The following is a 26,744-nucleotide window of genomic DNA, read 5'->3' as shown; positions in this document are numbered from 1 at the left end:
CTCAGGAGCTCACCATGAACTATCCCGTGATAGCGCTGTGCCTGCTGACCCTCGCCGGTTGCACCAGCCAGCAACCCCGGCAGATGCCGGTGCAGATCATGACCGCTGCACCGGCCGATGCCCAGGCCAGTGAACTGCCGCGCCGTGATCAGGTGCTGCGCCCAGGCGATGTGCTCGATGTGATCTTCCACATCAGCAATGTCGGCTCTCAGGCCTACCGTATCCAGCCAGGCGACAGCGTCAGCCTGAGCTTTCTCTCGGCCGCCTCGCTCAACGGCAATCAGGTGGTGCTGCCCGATGGCAGCATCGAACTGCCGCGCGCCAACACCTCGGTGAACATCGCCGGGCAGACCCCGGAAGAAGCCCGCCGGACCATCCAGCAGGCCTACCGCAACAAGAGCCTGTTCCAACCCAACCGCGACCAGTTGGCGCTGCAAGTGCTGACGCCGATGAGCAACGAGCAGAACCTGCGCAGCTCGCTCAATCACCCGGCAACCGGCCTGAGTCGGGAAATCAGCGTGGGCACCGACGGACGCGCCAGTTTTCCGGAAATCGGCTCGCTGGCCCTGCAAGGCATGACCCTCGACCAGCTCCAGGCGCAACTGAACAAACGCTACGCCGAGCTGCCCGGACGCATGACCGTGGACGTGATGCTCAAGTCCACGGCGGCCAATGAAATCTACGTGCTTGGGGAAGTCGCCCAGCCTGGCGCCTACCCGATCCGTCGGCCGATCTCGGTGCTCGAGGCGCTGACCCTGGCGCGCGGCCCGAACATCAAGGCACGGCTCGACTCGGTGATGATCCTGCGGCGCAACGACAAGCAGGTGCTGGCCATTCCCTACAACGTCGACAAGGCCCTCGACGCCAGCGCCCCGCAAGTGGCCTTCCTGCAGCCGGACGACATGCTCTACGTGCCCAAGACCAAACTGGCCAGCGCCGGCGAACTGGCCCGGCAGTTGGCGGACGTCGTGCTGTTCCAGGGCTTTGGCTTCGGTTTCAGCTACCGCGTCGACAATAAGAAAAGCACCAGCTACCGCGAAGCAGAAGAAAACAACACAGCGAGTGCTCAGCCCGGGATCAGGCCATGAACAGTAAAGAAAACTACCTGCACGCGTTCTTCCGCATCCTGTTCGCCAACGCGCGGCTGGCCAAGCGGGTGTTCCTGATCTTCGCCCTGGCCGCGCTGGTGTTGCCGCTGGTGCTCACCGAAAGCTACGACATCAACGCCGAAGTCATCGTGCAGTCGAAGAAGCTCTCGCAGAGCGACACCAACAGCGCGCTGTCCCAGGAAAGCGACAAGTTCGTGCCGCCGAGCCTGTCGGACATGGAAACCGAAAGCAACATCCTGCGCTCGGCGACCCTGATTCGCGACACCATCGCGCAACTGCGCAGCGAAGGCCGCTACGACATCCCGCCGACCCTGCTTCAGCGCCTGTTGCTCGACCCGCTGCGCACCTACGTCACCCGACCGCTGCGCGAACAGGTGATCGCCCCCCTGAAGGGCTGGTTCGGCCTTGAGGTCGAGGCGCCGCGCGACACCGAACTGGACGCCCTGACCGACGATGCCATCAAGCACCTGAAGGTCGAGACCCTGCCCGGCTCGAACGTGGTGTCCGTGGCCTACAGCTCGCCAGATCCGCAACTGGGCACGGTGTTCGTGCAGCGCCTGCTCGACAACTACCTGCGCAACCGTCAGGACCTGCAATCCAACGAGCTGCCGCAGACCTTCTACGAACAGAAGAAACTGCAGTACCAGACGCGCATGGACAACCTCGAACAGCAGCGCCTGGCGCTGCTGCAAGGCATCGAGTCGTCCGAGCCGAAAGAGGAAATCACCTTCCGCCTCAACGCCATCAACACCGAGGAGCAGGCGCTCAACCAGTACCGCGACCGTCTGCTGCAGGGCGAGCAGTGGCTGGCCTACCTCAAGGCCAGCCTGGCCAGCGCACGCAGCGCCAACCTGCGCGACTACGCCTTCCCGTTCACCTTCACCACCGCCAACAACAACGACACGGTGTCGTTCGAAGACCGCGAGGTGAAGCTGCTCGGCGACCAGTTGACCAATCAGGTGCTGGCCTACGGCAATGATCTGTCGGTGTTCCAGGCCGGCAGCGAACAGATGCAGGTGCAGCGCGAGCAGATCGGCAAGACTCGCCAGCAGTTCCTCAAGGTGGTCGCCAACCGTGTTCAGGAGCGCGAGAAGGACCTGGCGGTGGTGCAAGGGGTGATCGCGCAGAAGAGCCAGCGCATCGCCGATTACCAGACTCGCGTGCATCAGCTGCAACAGGTGCAAAGCAAGGCGCGTCAGCTCGACACCGAGATCGACGCCCTGCACAAGGCCTTCTTCACCTATACCCAGCGCTATGAAGAGGCCCGTGGCGAGCGGCAACTGGCAGGTGATCTGTCCAACGCGCGCATCCTAAGCGCACCGTACGAGCCTGCGGAGCCGGCCTTCCCACGGCCGATCCTGATCATTCCGTTCGGGCTGCTCAGCGCCCTGCTGCTGGCGGTGGCGGTGGTGTATCTGCGCGAGTTCTTCGACCGTCGCTTCAAGCACCCGGCGCAGATTGGCCAGGAACTCGACCTGCCGGTGCTGCTGGTGCTCAACGATCAGACCCCGCAGCGGCGCAACCCCCACGGCAGCTGGTCGGTGCCGCGGCTGATGCATTGGGTGCGCAATTGAACAGCCCCACACACCTGAGCCAACCGGTGCTGCACCTGCTGGGCAGCGGCGGCTTCTATGGCGCCGAGCGCATGCTGCTGGACCATTGCCAGAGCGCGCCGGGACGCCATCAGGTGCTGTTTCTCGGCGCGCCGCACGCGTTGTTGGCGCGCTTTCGCAGCGCCGGCGTGGCCTGCGTCAACTGTCCGGGCCTGGGCGCGGCGCTGGCATACCTCGGCGCCCGCCGGCGCCAACGGCCGCTGCTCAACAGCCACAATTTTCGTGGCCTGGCGCTGGCCTGGCTGGCTGGGCTGCTGTGGCGGCTGCCGCTGATCAGCACCCAGCATGGGTTCACCCCCAGCAGCCGCAAGCAGCGGCTGTACGGCTGGCTCACCGTGCAGATGTGCCGCAGCGCGGTGGTCGATCAGGTGGTGTGCGTGGCCCGCAGCATCGCCGAGCAGTTGCGCACAGGCGGCGTCGCGCCGAACAAGCTGCAGGTGATCGCCAATGGCCTGCCCGACAGCGCCCCTGCACCCCAGGTCAGCACACCGAATGGGCAGTGGCTGGCGGGTTATGTGGGTCGTCTGAGTCAGGAAAAAGGCCCGGATCTGTTCCTCGATTGCCTGATCCCGCTCTGCCAGCGCTACCCCCAGTTGCACGCGGTGATGCTAGGCGACGGCCCGCAGCGCGCGGCGTTGCAGGCACGCATCGACGCTGCCGGGCTTGCCACGCGCATTCGCCTGCCCGGTTTTCAGGACGACATGCCGGCCTGGCTGGCGCAGCTCGATGCACTGGTGATCAGCTCGCGCACCGAGGGCACGCCGATGGTGCTGCTCGAGGCCATGCAGCAGCACCTGCCAGTCGTGGCGTTCGCTGTCGGCGGCATTCCGGATGTCATCGAGCACCGCCACAGCGGCCTGCTGGCTGCGCCTCTGGCCGTCGGCGAACTGGCCGAGCACCTGCAGACGCTGTTCGCCGACCCGGCGCTGGCCCGGCAGCTGGCCCAGGCAGCCTATGCCCGGCAGCGCCAGCACCATCACCTGCCGACCCTGGCACAGCGCTGGGAACGGGTGTACCTGGATGCCGCCCTGGAGGCCTGCCGATGATCCTGCCCCTGTCGTTGCTCAGCCTGTTGGGTCTGCTCAGCCTGGGCCTGCTCGCCAGCCCCTGGCCGTACCTGGCCCCTGGCGCGGTACTGGGGCTGGCCGGCCTGCTGGCGCTGTACCGCAAACCGGCCTGGGGGCTGCTGGCGATCATCGCCCTGGTGCCGTTCGAGGGTGTGTTCAAGGACAGCGAGCTGACCGGTGCCAAGCTGATTGGCGCCTCGCTGGCGGTGATTGTGCTGCTGCAACTGGCGGTCGGCCAGCTCAGCGGCGAGCGCCTGCGCAGCAATCAATGGCGCCTGCTGCTGCCCTTGCTGGCCTTGTACGGGCTGAGCCTGTGGCTGAGCGACGACAGCGGCGTGTCTTTGGGCCATCTGCGCATGATGGCGGTGGGCTTTGTGCTGTTCGCCATCACCTTGCTGGTCGGCCGCGAACTGAACCTGACGCTGTTGTGCCAGGCGATCAGCGTCAGCGTGGCCATCACCTGCGCGTTGGCGGTGTTCTCCGCACGCTTTCAGGAACTGGGCCGCGCCAGGGGCCTGCTGGACGATGCCAACGTCTTCGCCATGCTCATCGCTGTCGCCGTACCGCTGGCACTGTGGGCGCTGCTCAACAGCCGGCGATGGCTGCTGCGCCTGCTGTGGCTGACCTGCCTGGGACTGCTGCTGGTAGGCATGACCAAGACCGAATCGCGCTCGGGGCTGGTGGTGCTGCTGATCAGCCTGGGCATCGCGGTCGTGCACTACCGCGCCTGGTTCAAGCGCATTCGCCCGCGCCATCTGGGCTTCGTCATGCTTGGCCTGGCGCTGCTGCTGCCTGCGGTGGCCATGGTGATGCCGGCCAAGTACGTCGAGCGCATCGAGTCGCTGGTGCTGCTCAAGTCGGGTGCCAGCGGCAACAAGGATGATTCCCTGGGTCGGCGCACGTCCTATCTGGTGGTCGGCAGCCGGCTGATCCGCGACAACCCGATGCTCGGCGCAGGCCCTGGCACCTTCCCGCTGCACTACGCCACCACCGGCTACGCCAACCGCTTCGCACCCAACGCCAAGGCTTCGAACCTCTATCGCCAGGCCCACAACACCTATCTGGAGCTGTTCAGCGAACTCGGCATACCGGCCGGTCTGCTGTTCTGCGCGATGATCGCCCTGGCGCTGCACAACCTGTGGCAGGCCCGTGGGCTATGGCTGGCGCAGGGCGATCAGGGCCGTGCCGATCTGCTCACGCACCTGAGCATGAGCATGCTCGCCATCGGGCTGTTCCTGATGTTCCTCAGCGCGCCGAACCACAAGTACCTGTGGATCATGCTCGCGCTGTCGAGCGTGCTGCGGCTCCAGGCCGAGCAGGCCATGACCCGGTGGCGCACGCGGGCGCCGTCGCAGGAGGCTGCGCCATGGTCCAGCTGAGCGTGGTGGTGCCGATGTACAACGAGGCCCGGCACATCGCCCGCAGCCTTGCGGCCGTGCGCCGGGCGGCAGTGCGTGCAGGACTGTCCTTTGAGCTGATCGTGGTCGACAACGGCTCCGACGATGACGGTCCGCGCATCGCCCGCCAGGCCGGCGCACGGGTGCTGAGCCGGCCTGGCTTGCGCATCGGCGCCCTGCGCAACCAGGGCGCGGCGCTCAGTCGCGGCGAGTGGCTGGCGTTCATCGACGCTGACATCGAGGTGCCCGAGCGCTGGCTGACCCGCCTGCTGCGCCTGCACCGTGAGCAACGCGGCGAGGTGTTCGCGCTGGACTGCGATACGCCAGCGGCCGCGCCCTGGTATGCGCGCGCCTGGCAACGCCGAACCTTGCGCAGCGGCGCCTTGCAGCAGGCCGCGCGCTGGCTGCCCAGCGCCAATCTGCTGCTGCCACGGGACTGCTTCGAGGCGGTCGGCGGCTTCGACGAGGGCCTGACCACCGGCGAGGACAAAGACCTGACCGTGCGCCTGCACCAGGCCGGTGTACGCCTGCTGGCCGTGCGCGAACCGGTGGTGCTGCACTGGGGCTTCGAAGGCCGCTGGGGCGAGTGGCTGGGCAAGGAAATGTGGCGCCAGGGCAGCCATCTGCACCTGCTGCGCAGTCATGGCCACAGCGTGCGCATGCTGCGTTTCCCGCTGCTGTCGGTAGCGGTCTGGGCGGTCGATGGCGCAGCTGTGCTGAGCGCGTTTCTGGGCTACGTGCCCGTGGCGCTGGGCCTGCTGCTGCTCGGCACCCTGCCCGCGCTGATCCTCAGTGCCCGGCAAAGCCTGGGCCAGCGCGACCTGTTGCTGGGCCTGCAACTGTGGTGGCTGCACTGGATTCGTCTGCACCTGGCAGGCATCGCGCTGCTGCTGAGCCTGTTCAATCGCCCGACAAGGAGGCCTTCGCGTGGCTGAATCGATCTTCTGGAGCTGCCTGTTGCTGCCGCTGTACGCCTGGCTCGGCTACCCGCTGCTATTGGCCGTGCTGGCCCTGCGACGCCCGACGCGGCAGCTGCCCCCCATTACCCCGTTGCACGTCAGCGTGGTGGTGGCGGCGCACAATGAACAGCGTCACATCGAGGCCAAACTGGCTAATTTGTTAACCCAGGAGGTGCAGCTCGCCAGCCTGCAGATCGTCGTCGCCAGCGACGGCTCCAGCGACGCCACCGTGGCCCTGGCGCGCGGCCTGAACGATCCGCGCATCAGCGTGCTCGACCTGCCGCGCCAGGGCAAGAACGCCACCCTCAATGCTGCCGTGGCGCATTGTACCGGCGACATCCTGCTGTTCACCGACGCCGACGTGCAGTGGCAAGGCGGCGCCTTCGCCGCCTTGCTCGGCCCGTTCGCCGATGCGCAGGTCGGGGCCACGGCGGGCAACCTGCTGATGCCGCTCAGCGGCACGGGCATGAGCTATGGCGAAGCGCTGTACCGACGCCTGGAGGCCTGGCTGCGTCGGCTGGAGAACCGTGTCGGCTGCTGCGTGTCGGCCGATGGCGCCCTGCAGGCGCTGCGCCGCGAGCTGTTCCAACCGATTCCGCCGCGGGTCAACGACGATTTCTTCATCAGCACCTGCGCCCCGGCGGCCGGCCTGCGCCTGGTGTATGTGGATCAGGCGCGGGGCATCGACCATGGCACCGATGAGGTCGAGCGTCAGTTCAGCCGCCGTCAGCGCGTCACCGTCGGCGGGCTGCTCAGCCTCAAGGCACGCCGCGCGCTGCTCGATCCACGCCGCCATGGCCTGTACGCCATCGCCCTGATCAGCCACAAGCTGCTGCGTCGCCTGGCCCCGGTGCTGTTGCTGCCATTGCTGCTGAGCAACCTGTGGCTGTTGGATGAAAGCCCGTTCTACCGCCTGAGCCTGGGCGCGCAATTGCTTGGCTACGGCGCGGCGCTGCTCGGCCTGCTCGACCGCAGACGACGTCTGCCCCGCGTCTTTCGCCTGGCTGCCTTCGTGCTGGTCACCGTGGCCGGCATGAGCAGCGGCCTGTGGCAGTTTCTGCGCGGGCGCAGCTACACCCAGTGGAACCCCACCCAGACCCGTTGAGTGACTGCCATGTCGATCAAGACCTTCGTGAAGTGCGCCTGCGGCTGGCTGTACCTGAATTCGGCCAAGGGCCGTCGGCAGCTGCGCGAGCGCGGCGTCATCCTCATGCTGCACCGGGTGGTGCAGGACGATGCCAGCGCCGAACTGGCACACCGCAACGAGCTGTGCGTCGGCGCCGAAAGCTTCGCCGGTCTGCTGGAATGGCTACGCGAGCATTTCGACTGTGTGCCACTGATGACCTTGCTCGACCCGCCCACCGCACCCCGCCCCGGCCAGCGTCCGCCACTGGCGCTGACCTTCGATGATGGCTGGCGCGACAATGCCGTGCATGCCTTTCCGTTGCTGCGCCAGTACCAGGTGCCGGCGAGTATCTTCCTGTCCACCGACTACATCGACAGCCGCCAGCGCTTCTGGTGGGAAAGCATTGGCGAAACCCTCTGGGGCAGCCACGGCGTGGCCTCGATCAACCCGCTGCTCACGCAATTGCAGGCGCTCGGTCGGCCCGTGCCGGCAAGTGTTCTGCACAGCTTCTCGAATGAGGCACGCAGCCGCGTACTGGCCGGTTTTCTGCAGAGCCTGAAGTCACTGCCGCCGGCGCAGTTGCACGCGCTGACCGACGCCTGCCCGCTGGAGTCGCTGCCACAGGCGCTGGACTGGCACCAGGTGCGTCAACTGGAAGGCTCTGGGCTGATCAGCTTCGGGCCTCACGGTGCCAGCCATGCCCTGCTGCCGGGGCTGAGCGATGAGGCGCTGCACGCCGAGTTGAGCCGCTCCAGGGTGGCCTTGCAGGAAGGTTGCCTGCAGCCGCTGCCGGTGTACTGCTACCCCAACGGCGATCACGACGCGCGGGTGCGTCGCCAGGTGGCTGCGCAGCAGTACCGCTACGCCCTGGGCACCCGCGCCGCAGTGTGCGCCGTCAACGACGACCCCCTGGCATTGCCGCGCATCGGCGTCAGCCAGCGCAGCGCCCGGCATCCGTCGCTATTGGCCTGGCGCATGAGCCGCGGGGTACCGGCATGAAGCGCGATGGCTACCTGCGTCACCTGGCGCTGAGCCTGGGTACCAACCTGGCCATGCTGGTCCTGCGCCTGCTGCGCAATGTGCTGCTGGCGCGGGTGCTGGGGCCTGCCGAGCGCGGGGTGTTCGCCCTGCTCAGCACCCTGCCCGATCTGATCAGCGCCGCCACCAGCGGCGGCCTCAACACCGCGCTCGGCTACCAGGCGGCCAAGCAGCGCAGCATGGGTCTGCTGCTGACCCAGGTGCTGGTGTACGGCTGCCTGCTCGCAGGGCTGATGACGTTGCTGTGCATCCTCGTCGCGCGCCAGTTCGGCACTCACCTGGAGGCCAACGCGCAGTTGGGGCTGCTGGTCTGGTTGCTGTTGCTGGCGGTGCCGCTGTCGGTGCTCAAGACCGCCCTGCTGACCCTGCACAATGCCTGCGGTGCCACCGGCACCTACAACGCCCTGCGCCTGCTCGAGTCGCTGCTGCCACTGCTGCTGTTCGGCGCGCTGCTGTGGCTGTGGCGCGATGCCGCGCTGGAGGCGGCGGTGCTCAGCTGGCTGTGCGGCCTGGGCCTGTTGGCAAGCCTTGGGGTTTACTGGCTGGGCCGCCAGCACTCGATCGCCCTGTGCTGGGACCGCGCCGGCCAGCGCGAACTGCTTGCCTACAGCGCCAAGAGTCATCCCGACGTGCTGCTGCGCCAGGCCGTGCTGCGGGGCGATTACCTGTTGATCAGCGCCATGCTCGGCAGTGCCAGCCTGGGTCAGTACGCCATGGCCACCGCCGCCGCCGAGCTGCTGTTCATCGTCCCCGAGGCGGTGACCACCCCGTTGATGAAGCGCCTGCTGCAACAGGAAACGGTGATGAGCAAGCTGACCCCGCTGGCCCTGCGCCTGACCTCGACGATCATGCTCGGCGCGTGCCTGTTCATGGCGCTGATCGGCGAATGGCTGATCGTCACCTTGTTCGGTGCCGAGTATCGGCCGGCCTATCCGGCGCTGCTCGGGCTGCTGCCGGGGCTGCTCGGCATGAGCCACGCGAGCATCCTGCGCCTCGACCTGCTGGGCAAGGGGCGTCCAGGCGCGGTGTCATGGATCATGGGGCTGGGCGCAGCGCTGAACCTGGTGCTGAACCTGCTGCTGATTCCGCACCTTGGCATCCTCGGCGCCGCGCTGAGCTCGTCGGCGGCCTACCTGGCCGCGGCGCTGGTGATGCTGGGGATGTACTGCCGGCTGAGCGGCGTGTCGATCTGGCAGACCCTGGTGGTGCTGCCCAGCGACTTGGGGCCACTGCGGCAACTGCTGCAACGGCGGCCGGCATGAAGCGCCTGCTGCTGTGCGGCCTGTGCGCGCTGGCCGTCAACGCCCACGGCCAGGTGCTGAGCTGGGCCGACATCCGCGATGGCAGCCTGTACTTGCAGCCTGCCCAGAACGACACCGTGCAGGTGCGCTGGCAGCCGGCGTGGCAGGCCGATGCCGTCGAGGAATCGCTCTACCTGCTCGATGGCCAGGGCCGCTTGCAGGGCGAGCGACCTATAAGCCGTCAGCAGACCCGCGGCGAGCAGGACTGGCCGCTGGCCGCCAGCGCCGGACCCTATCAGCTGGAAGTGCCCGGCTACAGTTTCCGTCGCTACAGCGTGACCCACGACGCCGACACGCGCGCGCTGTTCGCTCCGGCCAAGGTGCATTTCAGCGTGCAGGCGCAACCCGACACCGAGTTGTACTTCCAGGTGCCTGCCGGTGAACAGGCGAGCCTGGCCGGCAAGTACCATGGCGGCGTGCGCGCGCTGGAGGTCGAGCGCCTTGGCGATGGGCGGCGCTGGCACCTGGCACTGCTGCCCCACCAGGCCTACTGGGAGTTCGAGCGCCTGGCGCTGCCGCAGGCAAGCACCCCGCAAGTCTTCCGCCTGCGTTTGTCCGGCCAAGGCAAGGCCGCTTTCTGGCTCGACGGCAGCGCCAACCTGTTCGCCCAGCGCGTCGAGCACCTCGGACCGCTGGCGCAACGCGAGGGTCAGGTGCATCTGCGAGTCGGCAATACGCGCCGCGGCAGCAGCGCCCGCCTTGGGGTCAACCTGCCCTACCTGCTGCCGCCCAAGGCCAGCCATGCCGTGCTCGATGAGGTGCAGCCACACGCCGCCGGCTGGTACAGCTTCGTCGACGTGTTACAGCGCAAGCCCGACTACGAGCAAGCGTTTCGGCGGTTCTACCTGCAGCGCTATCCGATCGACCAGGACATCACCCTGCTTGCCGCCACCGGGCGCCGCTCGGTGCTCGACGCCGAACCCACCACCAGTGCAGGGCTCGATGCCTGGCTGCGCAGTGCCACGCAATGGCCCGGCCACGCCCTTCATTACCTGGCCTTCAGCGACGAGCCGAACCTCAGCTACCCGGACTACGCCAGCTACGCGCGTTATTTCGCGGCGATGCTGGAACAGGTGCAGCGCTTTCCCGGCGCCCGCGACGCCGGGGTGCGCATTGCCATGCCGGCCAGCTCCAACCTGGTCAATGGCCCGATGCGCGAAGGCAGCCGAGAGCGCGTCGGCCTGGACTGGGCGCGGCGGCTGCTGGCCGAACACGGCGAGGGGATCGACGCGCTGGCCTGGCACACCTGGATGGTCCGCGACCTGCTGGCCACCCGCAGCTACCGCCAGCAGGTACGCGCCGCCGCCGAACTGGTTGGCCTGGATGCCAATGGCCGGCCACGCAAGGCGCTGTTGCTCGACCAGACCAACATTTCCAGCGGTTCGAGCCTGAGCCCCTACGAACAGGACACCCAGTTCGCCGCATTGTGGTGGGCATCGGTGGCGATCAACGCCTCGGCCGATGGCCTGCTGGACATGCTCAACTGGTTTCAGCTGGCCGATGAGCCACAGTGGCCCAAGGGCATGATTCAGGTGCACGGCGAAGGCGCCGGGTTTTCCGCCAAACCGGTGGCCCTGGCCCATCGGTTCATGCAACGCCACTGGTTGCCCGAGGTGCTGAGCCTGGATAACGACGCCTTCGAGGTCGATGCCCTGGCCATGGCCGAGGGCGACCAGCGCAGCCTGCTCGGGGTGAACAAGGCCACGCGCCGGCAGCAGTTGCAGGTCGACGGCCTGGGGGCGGCGTGTAGCCGGGCGCAATTGCAGCTGCTGGGCGCCGACGACCCGCCGCGCACCGCCAGCCTGGACTGTCACCAGGGCCGCGCGCATTTCATCGTTCCTGGGCAAACGCTGTTTGCCCTGACCTGGCAAACAGCCGACACCCACCCCGCCACACGATCCAAGGAGGCACCATGATTCTTGCCCTCGACACCCTCAAGCGCGCACTGCAGCGCAAAGGACTACGCGGTATCTGCGTCAGTGCCTTTCGGCATTTCGTGTATCGCCAAGAGCAATTGCTGTGGCTGGAGCGCGATCTGGTTACCCCGCCTCCGCCGCATCAGCTCAGGCCATCGCCGCCGCTGCGCATGGCGCGCATCAGTGCCGACAACGCACCGGCCTTCGCCCGCCACTTCGGCGATCGTGTCGAGACCATGCGCGAATTGGCGCAGGAGGGCCATATTGGCCTGATGTGGCTCGATGAGGACGACGATGCCTGTGCCTTCGTCTGGGCCAGCCCTGGCGACTATCACGACCATCACTATTACGGTTGCTGGTTCCGGGTACAGCCGGGGGAATACTTTCAGTTCGGCGGCGAGTCGATCCGTCGCTGCTGGGGCACACAGATTTCCACCGATGCGCAATTGACGCTGTGGCAGGAAATGGCCGGGCGCGGCTACCGCAAGGTGGTGGATGTCTGCGAGAGCCAGAACATTCCGGCCCTGCGCCTGCACTTGCGCATGGGCTACCGCGAACAGGGGCGGATTCAACATGTGCACTACCTGTTCGGGCGCTGGAAGCTGTTCCATCAGAGTCGCTACAGCGGTTCGCGCATCGAGCATCTGCGCAACCTGTCGCGTCCGCCGCAAGCGGCCACACAGGACTGAAACATGGCCATCGAACTGCGCTGGTGCGCCTCGCTCCTTGACCCGAGCTTTCCTGCCGAGCACTACGAGGCGCTGCGCCAGCGACTGGCGGCCAGCACCCCGTTCAATCACCTGGGCTGGCTGCACGCGGCCGAACAGGCGCTGCAACCTGGCCAGCGCCTGGCCGTCCTGCTCGGCTGGCAGGGCGAGCAGTTGCGAATGTGTCTGCCGCTGGTACACAGCCGTGAGGCGTTCGGCCCGGTGCGCCTGGCGGTGGTGCGCCACTTGGGCTATCCACTGAGCGACCGCATCGGCCTGCTCAACGAGCTGCCCGCCGCGGCTGCCGCGCAGGCCCTGCGCGCGATCCGCCGGCACCTGCCGCACGCCGTGCTGCAACTGAACGAAATCCCCGATGCCCAGGCCAGTACGCCATGGCTGGCATGCTGGGCGCGGCGCAGCTCGACTTTCGAGCGGCGCCTGGCGTGCCGCGTGCCGGTGCACCAGATCAGCGCTGCCGATGCCCAGGAAGTGAGCGGCGACCCGCGTTACAAATTGCGCCGTGCGCGCAAACGCATTACCGCTTGCGGCGCGGTGCAGCGCCGGGTGCTGGCCGACGCGAGCAACATCGACGCCCTGCTCGACGCCATCAGCGCGGTGGAAGCAGCCAGCTGGAAAGGTGACGATGAAGTGGGGATTTTTTCCGGCCCGCAACGCAGGCTGTGGATGTACCAGGCGCTGCGCGCCCTGGCCGAACAGGGCATGGTGTGTCTGGTGCTGCTGGAGCTGGACGGTCGCTGCATCAGCTACCGCCTGGGCTTGCTGGAGCGCGGCCGGGTCTATGACTACAACCTGGCCTTCTGCCCGGAGTATCGCGAACTAGGCAGTGGTCGCGTGCTGCTCGATGAACTGATCCGCTGGGGCCTGGAGGCCGGCTGGCAGCACATCGACGCCTCGCGGGTGAGCCTGGACAATTCCAGCCATCAGTTGCACGAACGCCAGAGCGCCAGCATCGCGCACTGGCGCCTGAGTTGCTGCAGCTGGCGCCCGAGCGGCATCTGCCTGGGGCTGGCGCTGCGCAGTTGGCAATGGATCAAACCGCGCCTGCGTGCAATGCGCTGACTGTTCATGCAGCTTCGAGCTTTTCGCGGCTGACGCCGCGCCTACAAGCCTGCAACGCAGGCCCAGCATGAGCAATCCCCCTCCCCACACGGTCACACCCGCAAGCGGCAGCAGCCGTTTGCAAGGCAAATCTGCATGAATCCACTGCATATTTATCGATTGTGTGGCGCAAATGCGCGTGCCAGCATCGGCCTGCTACTCTGCGCCGCCGGACCACCGGTTTCATTCGGAACAATCAATAACAAGGCAGGGAGATCACCATGACCGCGTCCACTCCACCGTTGCAGGCCAGCCAAGTGCTGGCGACGGTGCGCAACCGCATCGGCCACCTCACCCTCAATCGCCCCGCCGGGCTCAACGCGCTGACCCTGGACATGGTGCGCAGCCTGAAAAGGCAACTCGACGCCTGGCGCAATGATCCGCAGGTGCTGGCCGTGATGCTGCGCGGTGAAGGACCCAAGGGCTTCTGCGCCGGCGGCGACATCCGCTCGCTGCACGACAGCTACAAGGCCGGCGATACCCTGCACGAAACGTTCTTCGTCGAGGAATACGCCCTTGACCTGACCCTGCATCGCTATCCCAAACCGCTCATGGTGCTGATGGACGGCTTCACCCTGGGCGGTGGCATGGGCCTGGCCCAGGGCTGTGATCTGCGCATCGTCACCGAACGCAGCCGGCTGGGCATGCCGGAAGTGGGCATCGGTTACTTCCCGGATGTCGGCGGCAGCTATTTCCTCTCGCGCCTGCCCGGCGAGTTGGGCATCTACCTGGGCGTCAGCGGTAATCAGATCGGCGCGGCCGATGCGCTGTACTGCGGTCTGGCCGACTGGTACCTGCACAGCGAAGCGCTGCCAGCACTGGACAGCGGCCTCGATCAACTGCACTTCGGCGACCATCCGCTCAAAGACCTGCAAGGCCTGCTCGCCAGCCTTGGCCAGCAGATCCTCGACGCGCCGCCGCTGGCCGAACTGCGACCGGCCATCGATCACTATTTCGCCCAACCCGACATCCCCTCCATCATCGAGCAACTGCGTGAGGTCAACCTCGGCAACAGCCATGACTGGGCGCTGGCCACCGCTGAGCTGCTGGAACAGCGCTCGCCGCTGGCCATGGCCGTCACCTTGGAGCTGCTGCGCCGCGGTCGGCAGTTGAACCTGGAACACTGCTTCGCCCAGGAACTGCACGTCGACCGCCAGTGGTTCGCCCATGGCGACATCATCGAAGGCGTGCGTGCGCTGATCATCCACAAGGACAAACAGCCACGCTGGAACCCGCCACGCCCCTCCGACGTGACGGCGGCGCAGGTCAACCGATTCTTCGACGGCCTGTGAGCCGGGAGGCAGCCATGCAAGACCTGGAACTGAACGAAGAGCAGATCATGATCCGCGACATGGCGCGCGATTTCGCCCGCAACGAAATCGCCCCCCACGCCCAGGCCTGGGAGAAAGCCGCGTGGATCGACGACGGTGTGGTGCGCAGCATGGGTGAGCTGGGCCTGCTGGGCATGGTCGTGCCTGAGGAGCACGGCGGCAGCTACACCGACTATGTCGCCTACGCCTTGGCAGTCGAGGAAATCTCGGTCGGCGATGGCGCCACCGGCGCGCTGATGAGCATCCACAACTCGGTCGGCTGTGGTCCGCTGCTGGCCTATGGCAGCGCCGAGCAGCAACAGGCATGGCTGCCGCGCCTGGCCAGCGGTGAGGTGATCGGCTGTTTCTGCCTGACCGAACCGCAAGCCGGCTCGGAAGCGCACAACCTGCGCACCCGTGCCGAGCGCGTGGGTGATCAATGGGTGCTCAATGGCGCCAAGCAGTTCGTCAGCAATGCACGGCGGGCGGGGCTGGCGATCGTCTTCGCCGTGACTGACCCTGAGCTTGGCAAGAAAGGCCTGTCGGCATTTCTGGTTCCGACCGACAACCCTGGCTTCAAGGTCGAGCGCAGCGAACACAAGATGGGCATCCGCGCCAGCGACACCTGCGCAGTGAGCCTGGACGACTGCCACATTCCCGCGGGCAACCTGCTGGGTGAGCGCGGCAAAGGCTTGGCGATTGCCTTGTCGAACCTGGAAGGCGGGCGTATCGGCATCGCGGCCCAGGCCCTGGGCATTGCCCGGGCAGCGTTCGAGGCTGCGCTGGTATACGCCCGTGAGCGGGTGCAGTTCGGCAAGCCCATCAACGAACACCAGAGCATCGCCAACCTGCTGGCCGACATGCAGGTCCAGGTCAATGCTGCGCGCCTGCTGATTCTGCATGCCGCGCGCCTGCGCAGTGCTGGCAAGCCGTGCCTGTCAGAGGCCTCGCAGGCCAAGCTGTTCGCCTCGGAAATGGCCGAGCGGGTGTGTTCCATGGCCATTCAGGTGCACGGCGGGTATGGGTATCTGGAAGATTATCCGGTCGAGCGCTACTACCGCGACGCGCGCATCACGCAGATCTACGAAGGCTCCAGCGAAATTCAGCGGCTGCTGATCGCCCGCGAGCTCAAGCACTATCCGATCTAGATCGACGCGCTTTGGCGCGCCGCAGCCGGCACAGGCGCTGCGCGCTCCACTAGCCAGCGACGGTCGCGATCTGTGGTGCCTAGATGATTGATGTACGAGAGCCTTTGCGCGCGTGGACCATCGCAGTTCTCGCGCCGATGCCGACCACAAAGCTGAGTGGATGCGACCGGGCATATTTGAGTCGTGAACTTGTCGAAATCCACCTGACTGACCGCAACAGCATCGGCAAAGCGCTTTTTGTACACAGATCGCGACTGTATCTACTGATCTACTGATCAATCCTGAGCGAGTGAGCCTAAGGATATTCATGTGCTTCCGGGTAGAGGGCCAACGCTATGACCTGTAGAGATTCGTTGGCTTCAGGACCGCTGTTTCGCCTGCGGCGACATCCTTTTGCGCAGGTCCGTCTCACGGGCAAAAGGATGCAAAACCGCCGTGCTCCACTAGCCGGCCCTGCACTGCGCTGCGCTCCGTTCCGGGTCCCCTGCGCTCCGGTGCTCTACGGGGCGCCGCGGGCAAGGGTTGCTGCGCAACCCTAACACCTCGCGTCCTCGGCTGCGCCTCGGGTGCGCTGACGCGCACGCCCCTTCGAACACCTACGCTCCGGCCGGCTACAGTCGCGATCTGTGGCGTCTGGACGATTGAGGTACAAAAGCGTTAACGCGCTTGGGACATCGCAGCTGTCGCTGGCGAGTATCTGGTGCTGGCGTCACGAGGCTGAGCGGCTGCGGCCGGACTAATAGAGTCGTGAACTTGTCGAAATCTACCTGACTGCCCGCAACAACATCGGCAAAGCGCTTTTTGTACACAGATCGCTCAGGCGACACCGATCGCGACTGTAGCCGGCCTTCGTTCCGGTACTCGTAGGGCCGTGCGCGAAGCGCACCCGAGGCGCAGCCGAGGACGCGAGGTGTTAGGGTTGCGTAGCAACCCTTGCCCGCGCTGGCCCGAAGAGTGCCGGAACGCAGGGAACCCGAAACGGAGCGCAGCGTAGTGTAGGGCCGGCTAGTGGAGCACAGGGTTTTGCCGACTTTTGCCCCCAAAAGTCGGTCGCCGCAAGGCGAAACCTGCGATGTAACGCCCATCAGCATCGATGTCGATCTACCGATCAATTCTGAGCGGGTGAGCCTAGGGATATTCAGGTGTTTACGGATAGTGGCGCCTTGATGATTGATGTACAAGAGCCATCACGCGCCTGGGCCATCGCAGCAGTCGCTGGCAAGGATCTAATGCTGGCGTCATTGCCGATCCTGGCGCTGAGCGGCTGCGGTCAGAGATCCGCTCACCCTGCACAATTGCGTCTGGAGCACTCCGCCTCGGCATCGGGGCGGCTTTGCAGGCTCAGCGTCAGGCGCTGTTTTTCCAGATTGTCGTAGAGATCGAAGCGCGCCGTTGAAACACCACTCCAGACCGTGGTCTTGCGCTGAATCACATCCTTTTCCTTCGGCAATGCCGGCACGATGACGAATCGCTGTTGCATTTCTTACAGCCTCCCCCTGGCAATGTGCTCACTATTAGCCAGACTCTGTTAAACCTTCAAGCTGCCTAATGATGAAGCGACGAGCGGAAGGCAGCTCGGCGACATGGCCATCCGCTTGCGTGCTTCAAACGGCTGATAAACACTCAAGCGAGTGGCCCGGCTGTAGCCCTCCAAGACCGGCATTTGCCCTGACTCGTGGCGACCGACGCACGAGCGACTTGGCTAATTAGCGGCGCTGCGGTAAACCGTCTGCTCGCCCGCTACCTCCCAACGTTTGCCGAGACGTCCCATGAGCGATCACGCCCTTCCCTCGCCCCATGACTGGGTCCGACGCCACAGCCCGCCTGGCGGCATCGAGCGTATCGAGGCCTGGTTCGGCGGGCATGGGTACGACCCCCATCGCCACGACACCTACGCCATTGGCCAGACCCTGGCCGGAGTGCAGAGCTTTCACTACAGCGGTGCGCTGCGCCACAGCCTGCCGGGCGCCACCATGGTGCTGCACCCGGATGAACTGCACGACGGCATGGCCGGCAGCGCAGCAGGCTTTCGCTATCGCATGGCCTATATCGACCCGGCCTCGATTCAGCAGGCGCTGGGCGGCGAGACGCTGCCGTACATTCGTGGTGGGCTGTCCGACGACCTGCGCCTGCGCTGCGCCAGCCAGGTCTTCGTGCAGGCCCTGGAGCATCCGTTGCAGGCTCTGGAAGAACAGGACGCGCTGTACGACCTGGCAGTGGCCCTGCGCGTGGTCGCCGGCAAGCCGCGCGGGCGCAAGCGCCCGGACTACCAGGCGGCCGAGCGCGCGCGCGGGTTCATCCTCGAACATGCCGAGCAGGACATCACCCTGGAGGCGCTGGAGCAGGTCAGTGGCCGCGAACGCTGGAGCCTGTCGCGCGACTTTCGTGCGCTGTACGGCACCAGTCCCTACCGCTACGTCACCCTGCGCCGGCTGGATCGGGTCAGGGCAATGCTGCTCGACGGTTTCAGCCTGGTCGACGCCGCGCTGGCTGCAGGCTTTCACGACCAGAGCCACATGACTCGCTACTTCACCCGCGCCTATGGCGTTCCGCCGGCGCGCTGGTTGCAGCGCCTGCGCGCCTGACTTGCAGGATCGTACAAGAATGGTCGTCGCGGCCTGTCTACTCTGGCGCCTCACTGCAAACCGATGAGGACGCCCCATGAACACGCCCGTACCCGTTCCAGTCAACCCGCTGCACAAAGCCGGACTGATCGATCGGCAATGGTCACCCCGGGTGATCGCCGAACTCAACGACTACCAGTTCAAGGTGGTGCGCATCGAAGGCGAATTCATCTGGCATGACCACCCGGAAACCGACGAAGCCTTCATCGTCCTCGACGGCACCCTGCGCATCGACTTCGAGCACGGGCCGGTGTACGTCGCGCCCGGCGAGTTGTTCGTGGTGCCGCGCGGTATCAGCCACCGCACCGCCGCCGAAGGCGAGGCGCGCCTGCTGATGATCGAGCCGCGCGGGGTACTCAACACCGGCCATGAAGGTGGCGAACGCACGGCGACTAACGACGTGTGGATCTGAGACGTCTAGCGCTCAGGATCGTAACCGGTCATCTCCAGGTATCCCCGCCCGCCGCTGCTGCCCTGTATCTGCAGCGGCCCTTCCCAATAGGCGAAGCGGGTATTCATCCAGGCCCTGGGCTGCAGCGCCTGCACCTCGACATCCACGCCTTTGCCAGCGACCTGCACCCGCCAGCGGGTCGGTACGCGCTGGCCGCCGCTCTGGCGGGTCCAGGCCAAGGGCTGCAGCTCGACCTGCTCGGCGGCCAGCGCCTGGCTGCGGCCATCGGCGTCGATCCAGGTGCCGGCGCGGTACGGCGCCTGGCTGTCCTGGCGCACCTGAAACAGCATCAGCTTGGCGCCGCTGTCCAGGTGCAGGGAAAACCAGTCCCAGCCCGACTGCCCCTCGGCCAGGGGCTGACTGCTCCACTCGCGGTCGAGCCAGGCGTTGCCGCGTACCGCCAGGCACTGCCCGGCGTGCTCGATCACCCCGCTCACCTGGTAGAACGGTTGGCTGTAGTAATACGAGGCCTGACCGTGCCCGGATTTTTCGCTGTAGCCACCGTCGCCGTGCAGCACCAGCGGGCGCTGGGTGGACAGATCGAGGTCATAGGCGAACCCCTCACCCTGGGCGCGCATGTTCAGCCGGGCGATGGTCGGGTCACCCGTCAGCACCCAGTCATCGATCCAGGCGCGAAACGGCGCAGTGCTCACCCCGGCCTGGCCGATACCGCCACGGGCCAGCCGTTCGGCCGACTGGTGTCCGTCCGGTCCCGTCAGCGCGGCATGGGCCATCCACAGGTTGGGACTATTCCAGTCGCCGGTTTCCGCGCCAGGGCCCAGCGCCGAGCGGAACAGCGTCCACTGCGCGCCCCAGTCGCGGCCCTGCATGTCGTGCAGGTTGCTGGTGACGTACCACCATTCGATGCGAAAGCCATCATGGGCGCCGTGGTCGCGCGGGAACACCAGCGGCTGGCCGCGCTGCACCTGGCGAAAGGCTGCCGCGTCCTGACCGAGACCTGCATAGCTGGCCGGCGGTGCCGCGGGCTGATCGCAAGCGCTCAGGCCCAACGCCAGCAGCACACTGCACAATCCCTTAGCGCTCATCACTGAATTGCCTCAACAGATCCACCGGACGCTGGCGCGTCAATCGCCACAGCGGCCAGGCACTGGCCAGCAGGCTGGTCAACAGCCCAAGGCCGGCCAATTGCAGCAACTGCAGCGGGAACACCTGCAGCGGCAGGCGCCAGCCGAAGGCCTGCACATTGACCATCGCCACCAGGCACCAGGCCAACAACACGCCCAGCGGCAAGGCCAGCAGCACGGTCAAGGTGGCGAGCAGCAGGGTCTGGGCCAACGCCAGCAGCACCAGCCTGGGCCGCGACACACCCAGCGCCCACAGCGGTGCCAACTGGCCAAGGCGGCTCTGGGCCAAGGTCAGCAAGCCCAGCAGCAAGGCGACCCCGGCGATGCCCAAGGTCAAACCATTGAGCGCAGTGGTGGCGGCGAAGGTGCGGCTGAACACCTCGCTGGACCAGGCTTTGAGGCTGGCCTGTTCGACCATGCGGCTGTCGTCCAGGGCGAAACGTTCTCGCAACTGCGCTTGCACTGCCGACAACTGCCCGGGTGCGACAGTCAGCGCAATGCCACTGAGGCTGGCCTGCGGCCAATGGCTGCGCAGCCAGTCGGCGTTGAGCAGGATATGGCCCTTGGGATTGCCGTAGTCGGCATACAGACCGACCACGTTCAGGCTGACGGTCGGGTGCAGCGGCAAACTCAAGCGCTGGCCGAGCCCCACATGCAGGCGCCGCGCCAGCTGTTCGCTGAGCATCACCCCGCGCCCCTCGCCCAGCGCCGTCCAGGCATCGGCGGTGTGGCTGAGCAGCGGCCAGTGCTGCCGATACCAGGGCGCATCGAGTACCCCTTGCACCTGCGCCGGCCAGCCTTGCACGTGGATTTCGCTGCGCCAGGTGGGCAAATGCAGGGTCACCGCAGCCTGCTGGTCCAGCCACTGGTCGATGCTGGCCGCCTGATCGCTGTCGCCCAGGGTCAGGTACAGGTCAGCCGACAGGCGTTGCTCCAGCCAGCCATTGAAGGTGTTGCGAAAGCCCTCGGTCATGCTGCCTACGCCCACGCTTGCGGCCAGCGCCAGGAGCAAGGCCATCAGCGCCAGGCTCAGCGCTGGCAACTGTTGCCGGCTGTCGGCGACGAACCACTGCGCCAGCGGGCGTCGCGCCCAGCGGCCCAAGCCTGCCAGCATGTGATCGAGCAGCACCGGCAATGCCAGCGCCGCGGCCAGCAGCAGGCTGGCGAGCAAGGTGAAGGCGGCCGGCAGGCTCGCGCCCCAGTACCCGCAGCCCAGCGCCAGCAGCCCCAGGCCCAGTGCCGCGAGGGCCTGACGGCGCAGCCACGGACCCTGCGCGCTGCGCCAGGCCTGGGCCTGAGCCAAGGCCAGCAGCGGCAGACGTGCTGCACGCAGCACCGCACTGACCCCGGCCAGCAAGGCACCGACCACACTGACCAGCACGCCGGTGGCCCACCAGCTGGCCGGCAGGCTCAAGTGCCCGGCCACTTGCGCGCCATACAGGCCACCCACGCTGGCGGCAAAATCCGGCAACAGCGCGGCAGCCAGCAGATAACCGCCCGCCACCCCAAGCAACCCACCGAGCACGGCGAAGCCGCCCAGCTCCAGGCTCAACGCCAGCAGCACAGTGCGCAGGCTGACGCCACAGGCGCGCAAGGTACGAATCAGCCCGCGGCGTTGCTCCAGCGCCAGCCCAATGGCGGCATGGGCGATGAACAGGCCGACCACGAAGGCCAGCAAACCCAGTGCGCTGAGGTTGAGGTGGAAGCTCTCGGTCAGCCGTTGCAGATCGCCCTCGTCACTGGCAGGCGCCACGCTCAGCCAATGCGCCAGTTCATCCGGCAGGCCAGGCGCCGGGCCGTCCAGCAACAGTCGCGACACCTGCCCAGGGGCTTGCAACAGGCGTTGCGCCTGACCGATGTCGACCAGCACCACCCCCGGCGCCAACTCGGCCTGCACCTGCAGCGACGGCAAGGCCAGGCCCTGAGCACTGTACGCGGTCTGCCCCGGCGCCAGGCCGAGCCGGCGCAGCGTATCGGGGCCGATCCAGGCTTGCCCCGGCGGGCCGATGAAGGCCTGTATATCCAGGCGCTCGGCGCTGCTTCCTGCCAGGCGCAGGTCGTGGGGCAGCGTCAGTGGCTCGATACCGATCAGACGCAGGCTCGGTGCACCCTCCCCAGCCATCACCAGGCGGCCTTCGAGCACCGGGCTGACCGCCCAGCCGAGGCTGCGCAGCTCAAGGTACAGCGCTTGTGACAGATGCTGGCCGGTTCGCGGTAGCAGTTGCACCTGGCTCGGCGCGGCCAATACCGCGCTGGCGCGAGCGTAATCGTTACGGGCCTGGCTGTTGAGCGCCTGCACGCCGGTCCACAACGTGGTCGCCAGACACAGGCCAAGGAAGATGCTCACGCCCTGCACGCGATGCCGGCGCCAGTGGCTGAGCAGCGCCTGCAGGGCCACCACCAGCCCGGTCATGGCCTCGACTCGGCCAAGACCCGCCCGGCTTGCAGACGGCAGCTGCGTTGCAGGCGTGCGGCCATGCGCGCGCTGTGGGTCACCATCAGCACGCTGCTGCCGGCCTCGCCGATCAGGTGCAGCAGCAGCGCCAGCACCTCTTCGCTGCTGCCTTCATCGAGGCTTCCGGTCGGTTCGTCGGCCAGCACCAGCGGCGGTCGCGGCGCCAGTGCGCGGCCAATCGCCACGCGCTGCTGCTGGCCGCCAGAGAGCTGCTCCGGGTAGCGCTGCAACAGGCCGCTCAGGCCCAGGCGTTCGGCCAGGTGGCGGCTCCAGGCTGGGTCATGGCGCCCGGCCAGACGCGCCTGGAAGCTCAGGTTGCTGGTCACATCCAGGCTGGGGATGAGGTTGTACTGCTGGAACACCAGGCCGATGGAGTCGCGCCGCCACTGCGCCAAGGCCATCTCGCTGCGAGCGTCCAGGGCTTGGCCGTGGATCAGAATGCGCCCGCGATCAGCCCTGTCGAGACCGGCAATCAGATGCAGCAAGGTGCTCTTGCCGCTGCCCGATTCGCCCATCAGGGCCAGGCTGCTCTGCGCCTCCAGGCGCAGGTCGACCCCCTGCAGCACCGGCAGCGGGCCTTGCGCAGTCAGGTAGTGCTTGTGCAGGTCTTCGATCAGCAGCATGGCGCTTCCTTGGCGGCAATGGGGTGAGCAAGTGATTGGCACAGGCCGCATCCGGCTTGGACAGCGGGGTCATGCTGGCGGTGCGATCAGGCGCTGGCGAGCTGGCTGTGCAACAGCTCGCCGAGCACCTCAGCCAGGGCCTTGACCAGCGGATCGGCGGTGGTGCGGTGGACGATGACGATTTCATAGCTGTCGATCACCGGCAAACCCTCGGCAGCACCCAGCACTCGGTGGCCGGGACCGGCGGCGCGCGGCGGCAGCAGGCTGATGCCCATGCCGTCGGCCACCGCCGCCTGAATGCCACTGAGGCTGGAGCTGGTGAAACTGATGCGCCAGCGCCGTCCCAGCCCCTCCAGGGCGTTGATCATGTCGTCGCGGTACAGCCCGCGCGGCGGAAAGGTCACCAGCGGCAGCGGGTCGATGGCAAACGTCGGCGTGCGCGCGCTGTCGATCCATTCCAGACGCTCGGGCCAGCGCGCCACGCCTTCGCGGCTGCCGCGGCGCTGCTTGAGCAGCATCAGGTCGAGCTCGCCGTTGTCGTAGGCCTGGCTAAGGTCGCGGCACAGGCCACTGGTGACCTCCAGCTTGACCTGTGGCTGACGCCGGCTGAAGGCTGCCAAGGCGCCGGTAGTGGCACCGCCGACGAAATCTTCCGGCACGCCGAGACGTACGCTGGTACCGACCCGCGCACCGGCCAGGGCTTCGAGCATCTGGTCATTGAGCGCCAGCATGTGCCGGGCGTAGCCCAGCAAGGTCTGCCCGGCGTCGGTGGGCAGCACGTCGCGGTTGCCGCGCACCAGCAGGCGCTGGCCGACCATGTCTTCCAGACGCCGAACTTTCTGGCTGATGGTCGATTGGGTGGAGTGCAGGCGAGTCGCAGCGGTGGTGAAACTGCCGCAGTCGGCAACCACCACAATCGCGCGGAGCAGGTCGAGGTCGAACAGTGGGCTATTCGATTTGGCAATGGAGGGCATGGAGACATTCAGCGAAACGATGGCGATGCAGGGTTCTAACATGCTCACCAGGCGGCGGCAATGCCGGTGGAACTCAAGTCATGGCGCAGCCTCTTAAAGAGGAGTGGATGGCCGGATGGCCCCACCTTTTTCCCTTCGGAGGATACGTCCATGCGTCACCTTATGCTGGTACCTGCTTTGCTGCTTCTGCTGCCTGCGGGCGCTGCCCTGGCCCGTGTCGATGGTCGTGATGTCGCGACCTCCGCCGGGATCTCGGCGTCGCTGTACTCAACCTTCAAAGATGACAAACGCATCATCCCTGCTCGCGATGAGCTGTCGGCCTTCGTCGCCAGCAACGGCGCTATCCGTGGTGCCTATGTGGAGTCGGCGCTGCAGCAAGTACGCCAGGCCAATCCGGGCTTGCAGATTGGCGATGAGGAGTTGGCACAGGCCATCTTGTCGCAGGAAGATCCGCTGGCTGCCAACTGAGGTGTAGCGTTGCGGTTTTGGGGCATTCGCGGGTGAACCGCAGCGGCGGACCGTCCGTTCCTACAGGGGTTATAGCGACCCGCGAAATGCCTTAGGCAGACCTTGCCCTGATTATTTCTGCAACGTCGCCATGTCGATCACGAATCGATACTTCACGTCCCCGGCGATCATGCGTTCGTACGCTTCATTGATATTGCGGATATCGAGCATCTCGATGTCGCAGGTGATGTTGTGCTCGGCGCAGAAATCCAGCACTTCCTGGGTTTCGGCGATGCCGCCGATCAACGAGCCTGCCAACACCCGACGCTTCATCACCAGATTGGCCGCATGCACGGGCGGCTCCACCGGCTCGATCAGACCGACCAGGATGTGCACGCCGTCGAAGGTCAGGGTTTCCAGGTAGGGGTTCAGATCGTGCGGCACCGGAATGGTGTCCAGCAGGAAGTCGAAACGCCCGGCTGCGGCGCGCATCTGCTCGGCATCAGTCGAGACGATCACGTGGTCCGCGCCCTGGCGGCGGGCTTCTTCAGCCTTGGCCTGCGAGCGGGTGAACAGCGTCACCTCGGCGCCCAGTGCCTTGGCCAGCTTGATGCCCATGTGGCCCAGACCACCCATGCCCAGTACACCGACCTTGTGCCCAGGGCCTACGCCGTGGTGCTTGAGCGGCGAATAGGTGGTGATGCCGGCGCACAGAATGGGGGCGGCGCTGGCCGGGTCCAGGCCTTCGGGGATGCGCACCACGAAGTGCTCGCTGACCACGATGCTGCTCGAATAGCCGCCCATGGTGTTGCTGCCATCGACCCGGTCGGGGGTGGCGTAGGTCATGGTCGGACCTTCTTCGCAGTACTGCTCCAGGTCCGACTGGCACGCCCGGCACTGGCGGCACGAGTCGACCATGCAGCCGACACCGACCAGATCACCCACCTGGTAGGCGCTGACATCGGCGCCGACTGCCGTGACGCGACCGATGATTTCGTGGCCCGGCATCAGCGGGTAGACGGCAATGCCCCACTCGTTGCGCGCCTGGTGGATGTCGGAGTGGCACACGCCGCAGTAGAGGATGTCGAGGGCGACATCGTCGGCACGTGGGCTGCGGCGCTGGAACTGCATGGGCGCCAGTGGGCTGGTGGGGGATTGGGCGGCGTAACCGATGGCGGTGTACATGCGGACCTCTCAGGCAAGTTAAACGATTCAGTTTGGGCAACAGTGTGCTCGCGCCAGCCGCCACCGCCCACCGACGATTCTCCGGCATGCATGCCTTTTTCTCCGAAAGTCGCCGACAACCGCTGGCGCCCGCCGTTCAACCTGCGATGATGCCAGTGTCTGATTCTCTACCCAGGTGCCCCATGCAGCTGACCCGCTACGTCGATGCCAACGCCCCGCTCTGCCGCCTGATCAGCGCCCTGGCCTGGCGTCCGGGTTTCGTCCCCACGCACCTGCCGCAGGTGCAGGTGCTGAGCTGGGACCACTATGTGGCCAGCAGTCCGCAGATCTACGAACCGAGCCTGATGATTCTCGCCCAAGGCAGCAAACTGGCACGTCTCGGCCCGCGCACTTTGGAATACGGGGCGGGACACTACCTGGTGCAGGCGCTGTCGGTGCCGTTCATGTGCGAAACCTTCGCCACTGCGCAGGCGCCGCTGCTCGGGGTGGCGGTGGACATTGACCGGACGGTGCTGGCCGAACTGGTCCAGCACCTGCCCGCCGAAACCCCGGCGCCGCAGGCGCAGACCCCGCAGTCGATGACCTCGGCGGCACTCGATGCACCGATGCGCGCCAGCGTCGAGCGCCTGCTCGAATGCCTGCAAGATCCGCTGGACGCTCAGGTGCTGGGCCCGGCGCGAGTGCGCGAAGTGCTCTATACGGCCCTGCGCGGGCCGCAGGCCGGGGTGCTGCGGGCGTTGGTGGAACAACAGGGGCATTTCGCGCGCATTGGCGCGGCATTGAGTTTTCTGCGCGAACACTACAGCGAGCCGTTGGGCGTCGAGGCGCTGGCCGAGCGGGCCAACATGAGCGTGTCGACCTTCCACGAGCACTTCAAACGCTGCACCGAGCTTGCCCCGATGCAGTACCTCAAGCGCCTGCGCCTGCTCAAGGCGCAACAGATGCTGCTGGGTGAAGGCGTCGGTGTGGCCCAGGCAGCGCACCGCGTGGGCTACCAGAGCAGCTCGCAGTTCAGCCGCGAATACAAACGCCAGTTCGCCCGCAGCCCAGGGGAAGAACAGCCCTACCAGAGCCTGCCGGTGTAGGCGGG

At 66.4% G+C, this 26,744-nt stretch carries 23 protein-coding genes; 17 read left to right on the top strand and 6 right to left on the bottom strand.

What is annotated here, in order from left to right:
* Positions 1-14: 14 nt before the first annotated feature.
* From LK03_RS16480 to LK03_RS16420, 13 genes are all read left to right on the top strand, one after another.
* Complete coding sequence (locus tag LK03_RS16480) at positions 15-1,088, top strand: polysaccharide biosynthesis/export family protein (protein ID WP_049870525.1); 1,074 nt, start codon at positions 15-17, stop codon at positions 1,086-1,088.
* Positions 1,085-2,683, top strand: coding sequence for a GumC family protein (locus LK03_RS16475; protein WP_038413458.1), 1,599 nt, complete (start codon positions 1,085-1,087; stop codon positions 2,681-2,683). Before LK03_RS16480 ends, LK03_RS16475 begins: the two co-directional genes overlap by 4 nt.
* On the top strand, positions 2,680-3,768 hold the full coding sequence (locus LK03_RS16470; RefSeq protein WP_038413457.1) for a glycosyltransferase: 1,089 nt from the start codon (positions 2,680-2,682) through the stop codon (positions 3,766-3,768). The genes LK03_RS16475 and LK03_RS16470 overlap by 4 nt, the downstream gene beginning before the upstream one ends.
* The gene (locus LK03_RS16465; RefSeq protein ID WP_038413456.1) at positions 3,765-5,168 is read left to right on the top strand and encodes an O-antigen ligase family protein; all 1,404 of its coding nucleotides are present in this window, start codon (positions 3,765-3,767) and stop codon (positions 5,166-5,168) included. The genes LK03_RS16470 and LK03_RS16465 overlap by 4 nt, the downstream gene beginning before the upstream one ends.
* Positions 5,156-6,121 (top strand): glycosyltransferase family 2 protein, encoded by a 966-nt coding sequence (locus tag LK03_RS16460; RefSeq protein ID WP_038413455.1) that lies wholly within the window; start codon positions 5,156-5,158, stop codon positions 6,119-6,121. Before LK03_RS16465 ends, LK03_RS16460 begins: the two co-directional genes overlap by 13 nt.
* The gene (locus LK03_RS16455; protein WP_038413454.1) at positions 6,114-7,250 is read left to right on the top strand and encodes a glycosyltransferase; all 1,137 of its coding nucleotides are present in this window, start codon (positions 6,114-6,116) and stop codon (positions 7,248-7,250) included. The genes LK03_RS16460 and LK03_RS16455 overlap by 8 nt, the downstream gene beginning before the upstream one ends.
* A 9-nt stretch (positions 7,251-7,259) precedes the next feature.
* Entirely contained in the window at positions 7,260-8,270 is a 1,011-nt protein-coding gene (locus tag LK03_RS16450) for a polysaccharide deacetylase family protein (RefSeq protein WP_038413453.1), read from the top strand.
* Positions 8,267-9,571 carry a lipopolysaccharide biosynthesis protein gene (locus LK03_RS16445; RefSeq protein ID WP_038413452.1) on the top strand — a complete coding sequence of 435 codons (1,305 nt, stop codon included), beginning with the start codon at positions 8,267-8,269 and terminating at the stop codon, positions 9,569-9,571. Before LK03_RS16450 ends, LK03_RS16445 begins: the two co-directional genes overlap by 4 nt.
* Positions 9,568-11,526: a hypothetical protein gene (locus LK03_RS16440; RefSeq protein WP_038413451.1), complete on the top strand. Its 1,959-nt coding sequence runs from the start codon at positions 9,568-9,570 to the stop codon at positions 11,524-11,526. The genes LK03_RS16445 and LK03_RS16440 overlap by 4 nt, the downstream gene beginning before the upstream one ends.
* Positions 11,523-12,215 (top strand): GNAT family N-acetyltransferase, encoded by a 693-nt coding sequence (locus tag LK03_RS16435; protein WP_038413450.1) that lies wholly within the window; start codon positions 11,523-11,525, stop codon positions 12,213-12,215. Before LK03_RS16440 ends, LK03_RS16435 begins: the two co-directional genes overlap by 4 nt.
* 3 nt (positions 12,216-12,218) lie before the next feature.
* Positions 12,219-13,313: a GNAT family N-acetyltransferase gene (locus tag LK03_RS16430; protein WP_049870524.1), complete on the top strand. Its 1,095-nt coding sequence runs from the start codon at positions 12,219-12,221 to the stop codon at positions 13,311-13,313.
* A 260-nt stretch (positions 13,314-13,573) separates the two neighbouring features.
* Positions 13,574-14,644, top strand: coding sequence for an enoyl-CoA hydratase/isomerase family protein (locus LK03_RS16425; protein ID WP_038413449.1), 1,071 nt, complete (start codon positions 13,574-13,576; stop codon positions 14,642-14,644).
* A 14-nt stretch (positions 14,645-14,658) separates the two neighbouring features.
* Entirely contained in the window at positions 14,659-15,810 is a 1,152-nt protein-coding gene (locus tag LK03_RS16420) for an acyl-CoA dehydrogenase family protein (RefSeq protein ID WP_038413448.1), read from the top strand.
* Positions 15,811-17,092: 1,282 nt separating this feature from the next.
* On the opposite strand, the gene LK03_RS16415 is transcribed toward LK03_RS16420, so the two are convergent.
* On the bottom strand, positions 17,093-17,290 hold the full coding sequence (locus LK03_RS16415; RefSeq protein ID WP_038413447.1) for a hypothetical protein: 198 nt from the start codon (positions 17,288-17,290) through the stop codon (positions 17,093-17,095).
* 289 nt (positions 17,291-17,579) lie between these two features.
* Between LK03_RS16415 and LK03_RS16410 the strand changes: the two genes are divergently transcribed.
* Together LK03_RS16410 and LK03_RS16405 are read left to right on the top strand one after the other, a co-directional pair.
* Positions 17,580-18,395: an AraC family transcriptional regulator gene (locus tag LK03_RS16410; RefSeq protein ID WP_038413446.1), complete on the top strand. Its 816-nt coding sequence runs from the start codon at positions 17,580-17,582 to the stop codon at positions 18,393-18,395.
* Between the two features lie 76 nt (positions 18,396-18,471).
* Entirely contained in the window at positions 18,472-18,846 is a 375-nt protein-coding gene (locus tag LK03_RS16405; RefSeq protein ID WP_038413445.1) for a cupin domain-containing protein, read from the top strand.
* A gap of 5 nt (positions 18,847-18,851) precedes the next feature.
* Here LK03_RS16405 and LK03_RS16400 read toward each other — a convergent pair whose 3' ends face one another.
* The 4 genes from LK03_RS16400 to LK03_RS16385 all read right to left on the bottom strand — a co-directional run bounded on the left by LK03_RS16400 (position 18,852) and on the right by LK03_RS16385 (position 24,022).
* On the bottom strand, positions 18,852-19,931 hold the full coding sequence (locus LK03_RS16400) for a lipocalin-like domain-containing protein (RefSeq protein WP_038413444.1): 1,080 nt from the start codon (positions 19,929-19,931) through the stop codon (positions 18,852-18,854).
* Positions 19,921-22,383, bottom strand: a complete 2,463-nt coding sequence (locus LK03_RS16395; protein ID WP_038413443.1) for an ABC transporter permease — start codon at positions 22,381-22,383, stop codon at positions 19,921-19,923. The genes LK03_RS16400 and LK03_RS16395 overlap by 11 nt, the downstream gene beginning before the upstream one ends.
* Complete coding sequence (locus LK03_RS16390; protein WP_038413442.1) at positions 22,380-23,048, bottom strand: ABC transporter ATP-binding protein; 669 nt, start codon at positions 23,046-23,048, stop codon at positions 22,380-22,382. Before LK03_RS16390 ends, LK03_RS16395 begins: the two co-directional genes overlap by 4 nt.
* A gap of 86 nt (positions 23,049-23,134) precedes the next feature.
* Entirely contained in the window at positions 23,135-24,022 is an 888-nt protein-coding gene (locus tag LK03_RS16385; protein ID WP_038414779.1) for a LysR substrate-binding domain-containing protein, read from the bottom strand.
* Between the two features lie 150 nt (positions 24,023-24,172).
* Here LK03_RS16385 and LK03_RS16380 point away from each other — a divergent pair, with 150 nt between their 5' ends.
* Positions 24,173-24,490: a DUF2388 domain-containing protein gene (locus LK03_RS16380; RefSeq protein WP_038413440.1), complete on the top strand. Its 318-nt coding sequence runs from the start codon at positions 24,173-24,175 to the stop codon at positions 24,488-24,490.
* 111 nt (positions 24,491-24,601) lie between these two features.
* Here LK03_RS16380 and LK03_RS16375 read toward each other — a convergent pair whose 3' ends face one another.
* A complete protein-coding gene (locus LK03_RS16375; RefSeq protein WP_038413439.1) occupies positions 24,602-25,654 on the bottom strand; it encodes an NAD(P)-dependent alcohol dehydrogenase in 1,053 nt (350 codons plus the stop codon).
* A 182-nt stretch (positions 25,655-25,836) separates the two neighbouring features.
* On the opposite strand from LK03_RS16375, the gene LK03_RS16370 reads away from it, so the two are divergent.
* The gene (locus tag LK03_RS16370; protein ID WP_038413438.1) at positions 25,837-26,739 is read left to right on the top strand and encodes an AraC family transcriptional regulator; all 903 of its coding nucleotides are present in this window, start codon (positions 25,837-25,839) and stop codon (positions 26,737-26,739) included.
* Positions 26,740-26,744: the final 5 nt, after the last annotated feature.

Origin of the sequence: Pseudomonas cremoricolorata (genome assembly GCF_000759535.1) — a bacterium.
GTDB classification, from domain to species: domain Bacteria; phylum Pseudomonadota; class Gammaproteobacteria; order Pseudomonadales; family Pseudomonadaceae; genus Aquipseudomonas; species Aquipseudomonas cremoricolorata_A.
This window is presented reverse-complemented; position numbering and strand designations above follow the sequence as displayed.